A 13,757-nucleotide genomic window follows, 5' to 3' on the forward strand; every position below is an offset into this window, starting at 1 on the left:
GGTGGATTGATTACTTCATATCTACTGGTGCCACCTTGTCCATATCACCATAGTCAAGGTTTTCTCCCGCCATTCCCCATATGAAAGTGTAATTGGAAGTACCTGATCCGGCATGAATCGACCAAGCTGGAGAAATCACAGCTTGGTGATTGGTCATCCAAATATGACGCGTCTCCTGAGGTTGGCCCATATAATGACATACAGTAGCATCATCTGCTAAGTCAAAGTAAAAATAAGCTTCCATCCTTCTGTCGTGAGTATGCGCTGGCATGGTGTTCCATACACTTCCTGGCTTCAACTCTGTCATCCCCATTTGAAGCTGGCATGATTCTACCACACTGTTGACGATCAACTTGTTGATAATTCTGTGATTGGAGTTTTCCAATGATCCCAACTCTACCTTTTCGGCATCTTCCAACCCTACTTTTTTGGTTGGGTAAGCTTTGTGTGCTGGGGCTGAATTGAAATAAAGCAGGGCTTTTCCTTCTGCAGATGGGTTGAAGATCACCTCTTTCACTCCTTTGCCTACATAAAGGGCTTCTTTGGTATTGAGCTTATGGTCAGTGCCATCTACAGTCACCAAAGTAGGAGCACCCACATTGATAATTCCCAATTCTCTTCGCTCCAAAAAGTACTCAGCTTTTAACTGGTCAACTGTTTCCAACTCCAAAGCTTTGCTCACCGGTGCAATACCACCTACAATAAGTCTGTCAAAAGTCGTGTAAACACCCGTAATCTGATCATCCTGAAATATATTTTCCAATAGAAAATGGTCTCTCAATTTCTGGGTATCATACCCTTTTACATCATCAGGATGCGACGCATGTCTCGTTACGATGTTTGTATGCATGTTTGTTTTATTTATGTGAATGAATGTATTTCAAATCTACTAAAATTAGCTGTGCAATCGATTACCCAAATGCTAAATCAAACCTGATCAATACTTTTTACAAACCACTTGGGCATTTTTCAAAAGTCAACTGCTATTGCTTTCCAAAGCGCTGGAGCTTGATCAGGGAAAGGGATTATCCCTATTGGCTTATGGAATAACAAAACTAACAATATTAGCGAGAAAATAAACCAGGAAACAGGGTCGTTTTCCCTAAAATCAAAAAAGCATTACCGTCAAAAGGAATTTCTCACCAAAGATCATTTGAAGCTTTTGATTTATTCAAATCAAAACTATCTTAATATGTGGTATTAATGCCAATTTATTTTTACGCAAAACCATTCATCTAATATGCCCAAAAACCCCATTAATCGTCGTCACTTTATCAAAAATTCTGCTGCCACCATGGCCTTGGCTTCACTTGGACCAATGAATTTCAGCATTGGTCTTACAAAAAAAGCCTATAAGGTTGCGTTGATAGGCACTGGTTGGTATGGAAAAAGTGACCTTTACCGACTCCTCCAAATAGCCCCAGTAGAAGTGGTGGCCTTATGTGATGTGGATCGGATCAGGCTTTCTGAAGCCGGTAAAATCATCAGTCAAAAACAGGTCTCCGGCAATGTGCCTAAACTTTATAAGGATTACAGGAAGTTACTTAAGGAAAATGAGTTGGACATCGTCATGATCGGCACCCCCGATCATTGGCATGCCCTTCAGGCCATTGAAGCCATCAAATCAGGAGCCCACCTCTATCTCCAAAAACCCATTAGTGTGGATGTACTGGAAGGTGAGGCGATATTGGCTGTCGCCCGAAAGTACAATAGGGTCGTACAAGTAGGCACACAAAGGAAAAGCACTCCGCATTTGATCGAAGCCAAAAAGGAAATAGTAGACAAAGGCCTCTTGGGCAAAATTTCTCATGTGGAAATGTGCTGCTATTACCATATGCGAGCCAATGGCAGCCCCGAAGTAATCCCTGTACCAGACTATTTGGATTATGAATTCTGGACAGGACCAGCTCCTCTAAGGCCTTACGACAAACTTCCCCATGGAAGCTGGTGGAGAACTTTTATGGAGTATGGTAATGGAATCATGGGAGATATGTGCGTCCACATGCTCGATACCGTCAGGTGGATGTTGGATCTGGGCTGGCCCACAAAAATATCATCTACAGGTGGTATCTACGTGAAAAAAGAAGGCAAATCCAATATTGCGGACACACAATCGGCTATTTTTGAATACGATGATTTGAACTGCATCTGGCAACACCGCTCTTGGGGAAATCCTGCTGACTCAACGTATCCATGGGCATTCAAGCTGTATGGAGAAAAAGGTACGTTGGAGGCGTCTGTAATGCGCTATGACTTTATCCCCCATGGAGAGGGTGAGAAAATCCATGGCGATGTGGTTTATGAAAAGGAAAAATACCCTGAAGACGTCACAGAAGAAAGGATCGAGCTGCATGCTGCTCCAGCCACCAGAAACCACCTTAGAGACTTTCTCAGTGCCATCGAAAATAATGAAAGGCCAGTTGCTGACATTGAAGAAGGCCATATCAGCTCTGCCTCCTGTATCTTGGCCAATATGGCGATGTATCTGGGAAGACCATTGGTTTATGATCCGGAACAAAAAATCATCCTCGATGATCCTGAAGCCACCCAATTGCTCCAACGTCCCTACCAGAATGGCTGGAAGCATCCTTTTGATGATCTTGTTTAAAAAAACAAAGCGGAGATTTCTGAGAAATCTCCGCTTTTTGTTGGTGCCTACTTTGGCTGTTTGACGAGCTCGGTTTTCCTCAAGCAGTCAAGGTAGGACTTAATTTCTTTCTTTGCTCAGCTCATCTGAGTTCCTTCATTTTCAAAACGAAATTCTGGATCTAACAAGTATGAAACTTCACTGCTTTTCATGTTAAAAGATGTTATTCTTCGATTCTTGCTTCCATGATAGAAGGTGCAGGCTCAAAGCTCTTTAAATGCTCTTCATAGGCCCTGGTCAGTTCGGCTACAATTTCCGGATATGCCTCATTCACATTGTATTTTTCTGAAGGATCATTTTCTATTTGGTACAAAAGCGGCACCTTATGTTCTTGGGCGGGTTCTGAACTATAGGATGGTTTAGTGGTAAAATGCGCTTTCCAAGGCCCTTTCCTCACAGCATGCAATTTATCCCTGAAATAGTAGTAAACAAATTCCCTCACTTCTTTCGCTTCTCCCTTAAATAGAGGACTCAGATCGTAGCCATCTATAACTTTTCCCTCAGGTAGCTTTCCTCCAGCCAAGGAGGCAAAAGTGGGAAATAAATCCATACTGGTCACCAATGATGTGCTCACCTGCCCTGACTCTATAGTTCCTGGCCACCAACCAATGGCAGGCACCCTCATTCCTCCTTCATAGGTGGATCCTTTTCCTTCAAAGAGTAAACCAGCTGATCCCCCATGAGCTTTTTGGGTCAGCCAAGGACCATTATCGCTTGTGAAAATCACCAAAGTATTTTGATCCAACCCCAACTGTTTCAGTGTACTTAAAATCTGTCCAACACTCCAATCCAGTTCCTCTACTACATCTCCATAAATTCCCCTTTCGCTTTTACCTTCAAAGTCATTGCTGGCATATAGGGGCACATGCGGGAAATTATTGGGGTAGTACAAGAAAAAAGGCCTATCCTTATTCTCCTCGATAAAGTGGATGGCTTCAGCGGTATACCTTTTAGTCAGGGTGGTCTGATCAATTCCACTTTCTATCACCTCCTCATTTCTGTAAAGAGGCAAAGGAGGATACCGGTTATTTTTAGGGGTAGGGCGCATATCATTGGAATAGGGAATCCCAAAATAAAAATCAAAGCCATGCTGATTGGGCATAAATTCCGGTACATGTCCCAAATGCCACTTTCCGATTATCCCGGTTTGATAGCCAGCCTCCTTGAGCATTTCTGCCATGGTCAATTCATTATGTGGCAACCCCTTGGATGAGTCTGGAAAAAGCACCCCCCGCTTATGTCCCGCCATCCCATAGCGGATAGGTAGTCTCCCCGTCATCAAAGCAGCGCGGCTCGGCGTACATACATTTGCGCCCACATAAAACTGGGTAAAGCGAATCCCCTCATGGGCCATTTGATCCAAATAAGGAGTTTGTATGGTAGGATGACCAAAGCAGCCTACGTCACCATATCCCAAATCATCTGCAAAAATGACAATAATATTGGGTTGTGAAAAAGGGGTTTGAGCAAATACGGATAAATCAAACAATATCAGCAAAACAACGAAGGACAGAAAACATTTTATTTTTCTCAACATTAAAAGGGTAGGTTTATTGTTAAAGTCTAATATTACAAAAATCAAAAAGTAAAACCGCCCTCTCGCTTCACTTTATCATCTCAGTCCTTAAGCCAAATTCCAAGGGATTTTTTAACTTTGGTATTAAACAAAACACCTTTATACCGTGACATTCGAAGAATTCAAAGACAGCCTTAATCACAATCATCCACCTCAAGAACTCAACATTCAGCTTCAATCATTATGGTTTGATGGAAAGGGAAATTGGGAACATGCCCATGACCTTGTCAATGACCTGACAGATGAAGACTCTGCCTATGTCCATGCCTATCTCCATCGTAAAGAAGGAGACCAATGGAATGCTTCTTATTGGTACCGAAATGCCAACAAACCTAAACCTTCTTGTAGTTTAGAGGAAGAATGGAAGGATTTGGTAGTCTATTTTTTATAATTTTTTTCTATCTCAACATTCCGTTTTCTTGATTAGCAATAGAAGAAGGCAGACATGACTTTTATCAGCCTTTGGACTGACAGCTGTCAAACAGTTTTCCTATCGCGTTAAATAGTTTTGTCATAAACCTTTGATAGATGATGACAAGTACTACAGACCTGATTCGAAAATATGATGTGGCAGTTCCAAGGTATACCTCCTATCCGACCGTACCACTTTGGGAAAACAATGTAGGTGAGCTGACCTGGAAGAGAACTGTTCAAAAAGCTTATCGGAATTTCGGAAATTATGAAGGAATCAATCTTTACCTACACCTTCCCTATTGTGAGAGTCTATGTACCTACTGTGGCTGTAATAAACGGATCACCAAAAATCACGATACAGAAAAACCTTACATCCAAGCAATCATCAAGGAGTGGGAACACTACTTAAAAGTCCTACCCGAAAAACCAAAAATTGCAGGCATCCATTTAGGAGGAGGAACCCCCACCTTTTTCTCACCTGAAAATTTGTTTGAGATGCTCAACTACATCATCCATAGTGCGGAAGTGCTTCCTGAGGCTGAAATGAGTTTTGAAGGACATCCCAACAATACTACGTTTGAACATCTGGTAACCTTGAGGTTATTGGGATTTAATAGGGTAAGTTATGGTATCCAGGATTTTGATGAAAATGTTCAAAAGGCCATTCACCGGGTGCAACCTTTTGAAACAGTAAAAAAAGCGACCGACAATGCCCGACTGGTAGGCTATGAAGCCATTAACTTCGATCTCATCTATGGTTTGCCTCACCAGACGGTCGATAGCATTAAAAGTACCTTTAAACAAGTGGCCAGTTTACAGCCTGAGCGAATTGCCTTTTACAGTTATGCCCATGTTCCTTCAGTCTTCCCTGCTCAAAAGAGTTTTGAACAATACCTTCCCCAAAAAGAAGGAAAAAGAATCCTCTATGAAGCAGGTAAAATACTCCTGCAGGAAATGGGGTATGAAGAAATAGGAATGGATCATTTTGCCCTGAAGGAAGACCCACTTCTTCAAGCCAAGATAGCAGGAAAACTCCACCGTAACTTCATGGGTTATACCACCCAGGCTTCCAAAATGTTGATTGGCCTGGGTAGCAGTGCCATCAGTGATATTTATTATGCCTATGCCCAAAACACCAAAGATATAGAACTGTACAAGGAACAATTGGCACTGGATCATTTCCCTTTGAGCAAAGGTCACCTTATGTCCATCGAAGACATCAAAACCAGAAAAACAATTTTAGAACTCATCTGTAATGGTAGAACAAAGTTGGTAGACACTATTTGGGACATGAAAACCATCCATCAAATGAGTGAAATGCAAAATGATGGACTATTGACACTTACCAATGGCACCATCAAAGTAACTGATATGGGCATGGCCTTTATTCGTAATATATGCGCAATATTTGACCATAGGATGAAAAACCAGGAAGCCAAAAAGTTTGTTTTCAGCAAAGCCATTTAAAGCCTTTTGAAATACCATTTAGACATAAAATCACCAACAGAAGGGGCAAAATATTTGATTTATTTGCCCCTTCATTCTTTTCAAGAAAGAACCAATTTTATTAAAAGGCACGATCTTTTTGTACTATATTTGCAGCGAAATGCTAAAATCCTTGCTCCATATATGGCTTTCCATGATCATTGTGCTAAACAGCATGATCTTTTCGGTCATTCAAATGGATTATGCCCTGAACAAGGAATACATAACTGAAAATTTCTGTATCAATAAGGATAAACCTGAAATGCACTGTGATGGCAAGTGCTTTCTTTCAGAACAGCTTCAAGATGCCAAAGAGCAGCAAGAACAGAAAAACGGAGGAATCAACTTTAACCGAGACTTTGGAATCTTCATCCTTTTGGAAAACAGTATAGCTTTTAACAGCATTTACCCTCCTTACTTTGTAGGGAAGCCTATTTATAAAGAGCGTAATCTAAGCTTTCACCATAGCGACATTTTTCATCCCCCTCAATCTTTCGCCTAAACCTTCTTAGTGAAGAATTAATCATATTGATGCTCGAGACTTACTTTCCTTCAACCAAGGTAATTGACAAGAGCTATTGAAATGGTTTGTCCTTCTTAGTCTTTGATTGAGCAAATTGGACAATTGATGTCACACCTATCAAGTGATCAATAGTCTGGAAACAGCTAGCTCAAAAGGCTTTACATAGATTTCTATTTTACGTTTTGGCAAAAGCTAAACTATAGCGTATCTCTTATCATGCGGTACTCAAAACTCTATTACATAGGGATGGTATTGGTATGTGCTTCGCTAGGTGCTTGTGGTAATGACTCGGAAGAAATTCCCCAGCCACAAAACCCAACCTTGACATTGCAGCATCCTGATTACTTTCCCAATGATATTCCAATGCCAGCGGATAACCCTTTGACAGAAAAAGGGACAGAACTGGGCAGAATGCTTTTTTATGAAAAGCAACTTTCCTCAGATGGCACCCTATCCTGTGGCTCATGTCACCAACAATCTAAAGCCTTTACAGATGGGCTGCGGTTCAGTAAAGGGGTTAATGGCACATTGGGAGACAAAAACGCCATGTCATTGGCCAACCTGCATTGGACATCAAGGTTTTTCTGGGATGGAAGAGCGGCAACATTAGAAGAACAGGCCTTGGAACCGATCTCTGATGCCAGGGAGATGAACTTGGCCATTGAAGAGGCGGTGGACAGACTCCAAGCAGATGAGGATTATCCTGAACGATTTGAACTTGCCTTTGGTACAGATCAAATCACTCCAGACTTGATTGGCAAAGCCATCGCCCAGTTTATGAGGACTTTGGTTTCCGGAGATTCCAAATTTGATCTTTGGATCAAAGGAGAAACAGAGTTGACACCGACAGAACAGTTGGGTATGGAGCTTTTCTTTACCCATCCGGATGCCTCCCTTCAGATCAGAGGAGGCAACTGTGGAGACTGTCATTTGGGTTTCCTGACCTCTGGTGATCGCAATGATTTTCTGGGTTTTCATAACAATGGCCTGGACACCGACGAAAACTTGGAAAATGGCTTGTCCTCCATAACAGGAAAAGATACCGACAAAGGAAAGTTTAAAGCACCTACTTTAAGGAATATTGCCTTAACAGCGCCATACATGCATGATGGCCGTTTTCAAACTTTGGAAGAAGTGTTGGATCATTATAATGATCATGTTCAAACCAACAGCAATTTGGACATCCTCATACTGGAGGCCAGCAATGAAGCCATTGTGCCCGGTCAACCTGTAAAACTCCACCTTTCAGAGGAAGAGAAAACAGCCATAGTGGCTTTCCTCCACACCTTAACAGATGAAAAATTTATTACGGATCAGCGTTTTTCTGATCCTTTTAACTAATTAAAAAATGAAAAACATAGCCATTCTATTAATAGCCATATTAGGTTTTACTGCCTGCAACAACAATGATAAAGATGAGCTTCCTGCTTCTATGGAAGTCAACTTTTCATTCGCCCACAGCCTTAATGGACAAGCTCTTGAGCTTGAAAATGAAGCTTATACATTACCATCAGGAGAAAGCTTTACACCAAGAAAATTCAAATATTACATTTCCAATATCACGTTTGCCAATAGCACCAATAATTCGAGCTATAAGGTTGAGGACGGGTATTTCTTAATTGACCAAGCTGGAAAAACTTCTTTTAGTGTGGAAGTCCCTACAGCAGCATACGACCAATTGACCTTTTATGTGGGCATTGACAAATCAAGAAACCACTCTACAGATCAGGTCGGAGACCTAGACCCCAACAATGACATGGTTTGGAACTGGAACACGGGCTACAAATTCTTGGTCTTGGAAGGAGAATGGGAGTACCAGTCTAGCGAACGCCAAGGATTGATTGTTCACATTGGAAACAATGACCCTGAAAGTGAGCAAAATTTCAAAGCCATCAGCTTCGATTTAGAAGATGCTGGAAAATCACTTGGGAGCTCAGCTACTGCCAACCTTTCATTTGAAGCGGAGCTTAGCGAACTGTTTATCAATCCCAATACTTTGAATATCCACGAACTGGAAAGCACCAGTATCATGGGAGGTGATCTAGCCATTCAAATTGCCAATAATTACCAAGAAGGGCTTTTCAGCCTAAAATAAAATACAGTCACCACCAGTGAAATCCCAGCGCTTACATAAGTACATATTGTTTTTGGGCATAGGTATCTTGACCTCATGCCTGGACAATGTTTCACCAAATGAAGAGACAGGGCCGGAGTACTTTACCCCAGTCCTCTCTTCTACTTTGGGACAAAATGACTTTCCTCAATTGGAGCGCAACCCTATGAGCAAAGAAGGTGTACTTCTAGGGAAAACCCTCTTCTATGATCCAGCACTTTCTCAGAATGGCAAGGTTTCCTGTGCCAGTTGTCATGATCCATCTATGTCTTTCACTGATGGGTTGGGTTTGTCCAATCAGGGAGTATCCGGAAAACCATTGCACCGTCATGCTCCTCCCCTGTTCAACCTAGCATGGCATAAGGGTCTCTTTTGGGATGGTGGCTCGGTAAACCTTGAATCCTTGGTGTTTGGCCCGCTGACTCATCCAGATGAAATGGGAGCTGACCTGAATGAAGTTTTGCATTACCTAAGAGGGAGCTCTACCTACCCAGCCCTTTTTAAGGCTGCATTTAAATCAGACAGCATCACCAGTGCTTTGGTGGGAAGGTCTCTTGCTCAGTTTACGAGAAACCTGATTTCTCAAGACAGCAAATACGATCAATGGAAGCGAAATGAAATAGAACTAGACGATCCTGAAATTCAAGGCTATCAAGTCTATCAGAAAAACTGTAGCAGTTGCCACTCAGAAGGGCTTTTTACAGATTTATCCTATCATAATAATGGCCTTGATGCTTCTTACCCAAATCCTGCAGAGCTAGAAGGAATTTACCTAGGGCGGTATCGAATCTCCTTTGAGGAAAAAGATAGGGGAGCGTATAAAACTCCCTCATTAAGGAATATTGCTTTGACTGCTCCCTATATGCATGATGGTCGGTTTAATACTTTAGATGAAGTCCTTGACCACTATGACCATGGGGTTCAGGTCAATGAAAGTTTAGCCCCACAATTGACAGATGGGATTCAACTGAGCGAAAAAGAAAGAAGTGATCTTTTGGCTTTTCTGAATACCCTTACAGATTACGAATTTATCCACAACAAAGCTTACCAACAGTAAGTGATTAGATATGAAAAAAGTTATTCTCTTAATATCCCTGATTACTTCCATATCCTTAGTGACGAAAGAAGCCAAGGCTTGCGACAGTTGTAATTTCTTTGAATACAGCTTACTCCAAAATAGAAGTTATATTGGGCTTTTTTACCGCCATCGATCTTTCGGAAGTTACGATCAATATGGCTATACTTCACCTCCCCAAACTTCCAGTACTTACCTGAGTGGAGCCTTCAAAAATGGAACTGCAGCCACCTATTCCAGCAATGCAAGAACCATTTCATCCCCGGATTTTAATCCGGACTTTATCGTCATGCACGAGCCCGAAGGAACAGGTCTGTATGTTAACAAAACTGACCAAGACTGGGAAACCTATGAAACCGTGGAGCTTCGGGGTAACTTTATGTTCGAAAATAAATGGAACTTTACTTTTCTCCTCCCTTACGAATCCAACAGGGTACATTATGAGAAGATGTTGGATTTGCCCAATCCTGTTCAGGACACCACACTTTCGGTGCATGGCTGGGGCGACCTTACCTTAGCCATAGACCGAATTTTTTATGTTTATAACACCAAGGCCCGCCACACTTTCCGTCCAGGTTTAGCACTGCTTGCTCCTACTGGACAATCTAGAAGAATAGCCCAAAACGGTACGCTTATGGATCCTATTATCCAACCTGGGACTGGTTCATGGAGTTACGTCGCTCGGTTTAACTACCAGCTTTTTTACAATAAAACAGGCCTGAATGCCGGGTTTAGTTATAAGCAATCCACAGAAGGGGCGCAAAACTATCAATTTGGCAATAGCATTAATGGTTCCTTGGTTGGTTTTCACCAATTTTCGCTCAATGATGATTGGCTTTTAGTTCCGAATATTGGCACCTATTATGAACAATCCAAAAAGGACATCTGGGAAGGTGAAAAACAAAACCTTACAGGAGGAAAAGTTCTTTTTGGGCAAGGAGGACTGGACATCAATAGGCAAGAGTGGACTTTAAGCTTTCTTTGGCAAACTCCACTTACCCAGGATCTCAATGGCAACCAAATCCATCACCAAAGCAGGTTGAGTATCGGTATCATAAAAGCTTTCAAACTATAGAAAATGAAAACGGATTTAAAAGTACTGATTCTGCTATCAGTACTTTGGATCAAAATCATGGCAGCTCCTATAGTATTTATTGATTTCAAAATCCAGCAGGAACGCTTGGCTTTAGAAGAATGCATAGAACGATATGCAACAATCACGGTTTGCCGCGCAAATTGTGTGTTGAAAACTAAAATCCAACTTACCACTGACACCAAGGAAAAGAAGAAATCAGTAAAAACTAGCAAGTACCAAGAGTGGATTTTTATTGAGGATATTCCCAGTTTTTCGCTTTATAAACCAAGGCGCAAATCATCAGGTTATCTCAGGGAACATGATCCAAGCCGTGGTTTTGTACAAGGTATTGATGAGCCTCCTCAAGTAAACGTATCGGATTCCTAGGGGACAAAACCCAACTTGATCATAGCCCCTCTGGCTTTACCTTTACAGAATAGGGTTGCCGTTGCAAATTTGTGATTATTTGAAACAAGTTGGAAAACATAAAAACAAGTAAGAAAAAAATGAAAAATACATATAAACTTTTATTAGCACTTTTTACACTGGTAGGTTTTGCATCATGTGATGAAAATGTAGATGATGTAATGAACATCGAAGGAAGTGCAGACCTAAGCCTTCAAATAAGCCATACTTTCGGAGAAGAAGCCTTCCATTTGGATCAAGAATACACTGCTACTAATGGTGCTACATTCAAGTTCAACGAATTGAGATACTGGATTTCCAATGTGGAACTGACCAAAGAAAATGGAGAAACGTTCAAAGTAGCTGACTCCTATTACCTAATCCAAAACATGAAAGAACAGGTGGTTCAAGATAGATTTGTTCTTCCTGATTCTGTAAGGGAAACTGTCGTACTAAAAAACATCCCCGCAGGAACCTATACGGGAATTAGTTTTGCAGTCGGTATCGACCCTATGTACAATGATGACCTGACTCAAACTGCAGGGGAATTAAATGCACTGCAAAACATGTCTTATTCATCCTGGATGTGGTTCACCAGTTATATCTTCACCAAGTTAAAAGGAACAACCTCTCAGGGTGGAGAAGAAGTCGCTTTCTCTTTTGAGACCGGTTCGAATGACTGCTATAGAAACATCAACTTGCAACTAGAGGAACCGATTATGATTTCGGATAAGATGGGTGATGAAATCACCGTTCAAAACGACATTGAAAAACTATTTTCCGATATTAATTTTGATGGTGACCTTATGTCAGGAACCCAGTATGTTATTGGGGCTACCAAGCCTGAATTGATGATGAAATTGTCCAACAATTACCAAGCCGCTTTTACAGTTGAATAAGTCATTGTTCTAGACAAAAATAAAAGGGAAAGCCAGCAGCTTTCCCTTTTACGTTTTATTAACCTTTATATAAAATCTTAATGGCTATATGGCCACCTGAAACTGCATCACTGCCATTCCCTTTCGATCACTGCTAATGTATGCTCCCGAATTATTCTGTGTGAATATAGGACGGCTTTGATAACCGAAAGATAACTTGGCCCTGTTCCCATTGATCAACCAGTTTATCCCTCCATCATACATGACCATGGGATCAGAGAAAAGCGCAAAATCCGAATATTGGCTGGAAATATAAGGCTGTAGCGTACCTGCTTTTCCCAATAAATCCTTTTGGAACAAATAACCCAATTGGGCATAAATGGTATTTCCCGTACCAATCATAGGAAATGCATTGCCTGAACCATTGAAACTTCCATTTTCATTGGTTCCAGTGGCAGGATTCATGGCACCTATGTTCCTGACATAGTTCTTTCCATAATCATTATGGCTAAAAGAAGCATAGGCTGTCACTGCCGTTCCTTTACTTGTATCAATCGGCTTATCGTAGAAAACATCCACGGCAAGTAGTCTGAGGTTAGAACGGACAGTATCCACACCATTATCAGCATAATGCCACATGGCCTCTTTTTGGGTCATAAAACCCGCACCGATGTTAAACACACTTTTGGTTCCCAAATAGGAACCTACTTGATAGGGTGTGGTATTAGACTCCTTGTCCATCAGCATGTATTTGAAATATCCATGATATTGAGCATATCCAGGTTCTGATGAAAACAAGGCATTTTCTCCAATTTCCGGGCCTTGAACATCTGAATTTTGGATGGACATGGGTTTGGATACGGCTACCCTATAATCCAGCTTTCCCCACTGCCCTTTTGCATAAACACTCAACTTTCGCACAAACTGGTCATTGACATCATTGGTAGCCTGCTGATAAAGCGGTGCATCCAAGGAAAGTATGGAGCCAATGGAAGGCGAAGAGTATCTTGACAGCCCATTCCATCCGGTCAAACCTGCTCCCAAAGATAGCTTCTCCTGCATCACTTTATACTCCCCTATTGCATCCAAGAAAAATAGTCCTTGCTTTCTTGGAGACCGATAGGATAAATTGTTTTGTCCAAACTGGGTATAAAAGAAAACCTGATCCGAAAGTTGCCCATAAAGTTGGATTCTGGTTCTCCTCAAACCAATATCAAATAAGTCATTATCCGGGGTTCCGTAAACTTCCGACCCAGGGTTAGCCTGAGTATACCGAAGCCAAACTTGATTCAAAAAAGTACCCTTTACATAGTGGGAGCCATCCGCATTCAAATTGAACTTCAATTCTTTCTTTTCTTTGGAATCCTCTTTAGAAGATTGCGCATGCATTTCTCCACAAATTAAGCTTAGCCCTGTAAGCAAAATGCTAAAATATTTCATTTTGAGTTTAATGTAAGAAAATTATGAGTTGGTAATCTTATTGACATAGCCTACGTCAAAATTCCATTCCCATCCATATTTTGCCTATTTTTTATGTGAATATAGCATTATTCCTTATAAACGGTA

The 13,757-nt window shown here is 41.3% G+C and carries 13 protein-coding genes; 10 read left to right on the forward strand and 3 right to left on the reverse strand.

The genetic code is table 11. The annotated features are described in order from the left end of the window. Nucleotides 1-10: 10 nt before the first annotated feature. Nucleotides 11-850 carry a 5-dehydro-4-deoxy-D-glucuronate isomerase gene (kduI, locus tag IFO69_RS14395; RefSeq protein ID WP_192010829.1) on the reverse strand — a complete coding sequence of 280 codons (840 nt, stop codon included), beginning with the start codon at nt 848-850 and terminating at the stop codon, nt 11-13. 390 nt (nt 851-1,240) lie between these two features. Between kduI and IFO69_RS14400 the strand changes: the two genes are divergently transcribed. Next, complete coding sequence (locus IFO69_RS14400; protein ID WP_192010830.1) at nt 1,241-2,608, forward strand: Gfo/Idh/MocA family protein; 1,368 nt, start codon at nt 1,241-1,243, stop codon at nt 2,606-2,608. 202 nt (nt 2,609-2,810) lie between these two features. Here IFO69_RS14400 and IFO69_RS14405 read toward each other — a convergent pair whose 3' ends face one another. Further along, on the reverse strand, nt 2,811-4,184 hold the full coding sequence (locus tag IFO69_RS14405) for a sulfatase family protein (protein ID WP_192010831.1): 1,374 nt from the start codon (nt 4,182-4,184) through the stop codon (nt 2,811-2,813). Between the two features lie 145 nt (nt 4,185-4,329). Between IFO69_RS14405 and IFO69_RS14410 the strand changes: the two genes are divergently transcribed. From IFO69_RS14410 to IFO69_RS14450, 9 genes are all read left to right on the forward strand, one after another. Beyond that, on the forward strand, nt 4,330-4,614 hold the full coding sequence (locus IFO69_RS14410) for a hypothetical protein (RefSeq protein ID WP_192010832.1): 285 nt from the start codon (nt 4,330-4,332) through the stop codon (nt 4,612-4,614). A 140-nt stretch (nt 4,615-4,754) separates the two neighbouring features. Then, nucleotides 4,755-6,104, forward strand: coding sequence for an oxygen-independent coproporphyrinogen III oxidase (gene hemN, locus IFO69_RS14415; RefSeq protein WP_225444163.1), 1,350 nt, complete (start codon nt 4,755-4,757; stop codon nt 6,102-6,104). Between the two features lie 139 nt (nt 6,105-6,243). Next, nucleotides 6,244-6,624: a hypothetical protein gene (locus IFO69_RS14420; RefSeq protein WP_192010834.1), complete on the forward strand. Its 381-nt coding sequence runs from the start codon at nt 6,244-6,246 to the stop codon at nt 6,622-6,624. Nucleotides 6,625-6,861: 237 nt separating this feature from the next. Continuing rightward, the gene (locus IFO69_RS14425) at nt 6,862-7,986 is read left to right on the forward strand and encodes a cytochrome-c peroxidase (RefSeq protein ID WP_192010835.1); all 1,125 of its coding nucleotides are present in this window, start codon (nt 6,862-6,864) and stop codon (nt 7,984-7,986) included. A gap of 7 nt (nt 7,987-7,993) precedes the next feature. Continuing rightward, nucleotides 7,994-8,740: an MbnP family protein gene (locus tag IFO69_RS14430; RefSeq protein ID WP_192010836.1), complete on the forward strand. Its 747-nt coding sequence runs from the start codon at nt 7,994-7,996 to the stop codon at nt 8,738-8,740. A gap of 52 nt (nt 8,741-8,792) precedes the next feature. Next, complete coding sequence (locus tag IFO69_RS14435) at nt 8,793-9,815, forward strand: cytochrome-c peroxidase (RefSeq protein ID WP_225444151.1); 1,023 nt, start codon at nt 8,793-8,795, stop codon at nt 9,813-9,815. Nucleotides 9,816-9,825: 10 nt separating this feature from the next. Beyond that, nucleotides 9,826-10,908 (forward strand): hypothetical protein, encoded by a 1,083-nt coding sequence (locus IFO69_RS14440; protein WP_192010838.1) that lies wholly within the window; start codon nt 9,826-9,828, stop codon nt 10,906-10,908. Nucleotides 10,909-10,911: 3 nt separating this feature from the next. Continuing rightward, the gene (locus tag IFO69_RS14445; protein WP_192010839.1) at nt 10,912-11,295 is read left to right on the forward strand and encodes a hypothetical protein; all 384 of its coding nucleotides are present in this window, start codon (nt 10,912-10,914) and stop codon (nt 11,293-11,295) included. Nucleotides 11,296-11,414: 119 nt separating this feature from the next. Continuing rightward, entirely contained in the window at nt 11,415-12,212 is a 798-nt protein-coding gene (locus IFO69_RS14450) for an MbnP family protein (RefSeq protein WP_192010840.1), read from the forward strand. 84 nt (nt 12,213-12,296) lie between these two features. Here the strand turns inward: IFO69_RS14450 and IFO69_RS14455 are convergent, their stop codons facing one another. Continuing rightward, the gene (locus tag IFO69_RS14455) at nt 12,297-13,631 is read right to left on the reverse strand and encodes a hypothetical protein (RefSeq protein WP_192010841.1); all 1,335 of its coding nucleotides are present in this window, start codon (nt 13,629-13,631) and stop codon (nt 12,297-12,299) included. Nucleotides 13,632-13,757 lie beyond the last annotated feature (126 nt).

The organism is Echinicola arenosa (assembly GCF_014841125.1).
GTDB classification, from domain to species: Bacteria; Bacteroidota; Bacteroidia; order Cytophagales; family Cyclobacteriaceae; genus Echinicola; species Echinicola arenosa.

What these genes read in the sequence shown, in the direction of transcription:
- kduI (WP_192010829.1), bottom strand. Translation starts at nt 850, where the DNA reads ATGCATACAAACATCGTAACGAGACATGCGTCGCATCCTGATGATGTA.
- IFO69_RS14455 (WP_192010841.1), bottom strand. Translation starts at nt 13,631, where the DNA reads ATGAAATATTTTAGCATTTTGCTTACAGGGCTAAGCTTAATTTGTGGA.
- hemN (WP_225444163.1), top strand. Translation starts at nt 4,755, where the DNA reads ATGACAAGTACTACAGACCTGATTCGAAAATATGATGTGGCAGTTCCA.
- IFO69_RS14405 (WP_192010831.1), bottom strand. Translation starts at nt 4,184, where the DNA reads ATGTTGAGAAAAATAAAATGTTTTCTGTCCTTCGTTGTTTTGCTGATA.
- IFO69_RS14425 (WP_192010835.1), top strand. Translation starts at nt 6,862, where the DNA reads ATGCGGTACTCAAAACTCTATTACATAGGGATGGTATTGGTATGTGCT.
- IFO69_RS14420 (WP_192010834.1), top strand. Translation starts at nt 6,244, where the DNA reads ATGCTAAAATCCTTGCTCCATATATGGCTTTCCATGATCATTGTGCTA.
- IFO69_RS14450 (WP_192010840.1), top strand. Translation starts at nt 11,415, where the DNA reads ATGAAAAATACATATAAACTTTTATTAGCACTTTTTACACTGGTAGGT.
- IFO69_RS14430 (WP_192010836.1), top strand. Translation starts at nt 7,994, where the DNA reads ATGAAAAACATAGCCATTCTATTAATAGCCATATTAGGTTTTACTGCC.
- IFO69_RS14400 (WP_192010830.1), top strand. Translation starts at nt 1,241, where the DNA reads ATGCCCAAAAACCCCATTAATCGTCGTCACTTTATCAAAAATTCTGCT.
- IFO69_RS14440 (WP_192010838.1), top strand. Translation starts at nt 9,826, where the DNA reads ATGAAAAAAGTTATTCTCTTAATATCCCTGATTACTTCCATATCCTTA.
- IFO69_RS14445 (WP_192010839.1), top strand. Translation starts at nt 10,912, where the DNA reads ATGAAAACGGATTTAAAAGTACTGATTCTGCTATCAGTACTTTGGATC.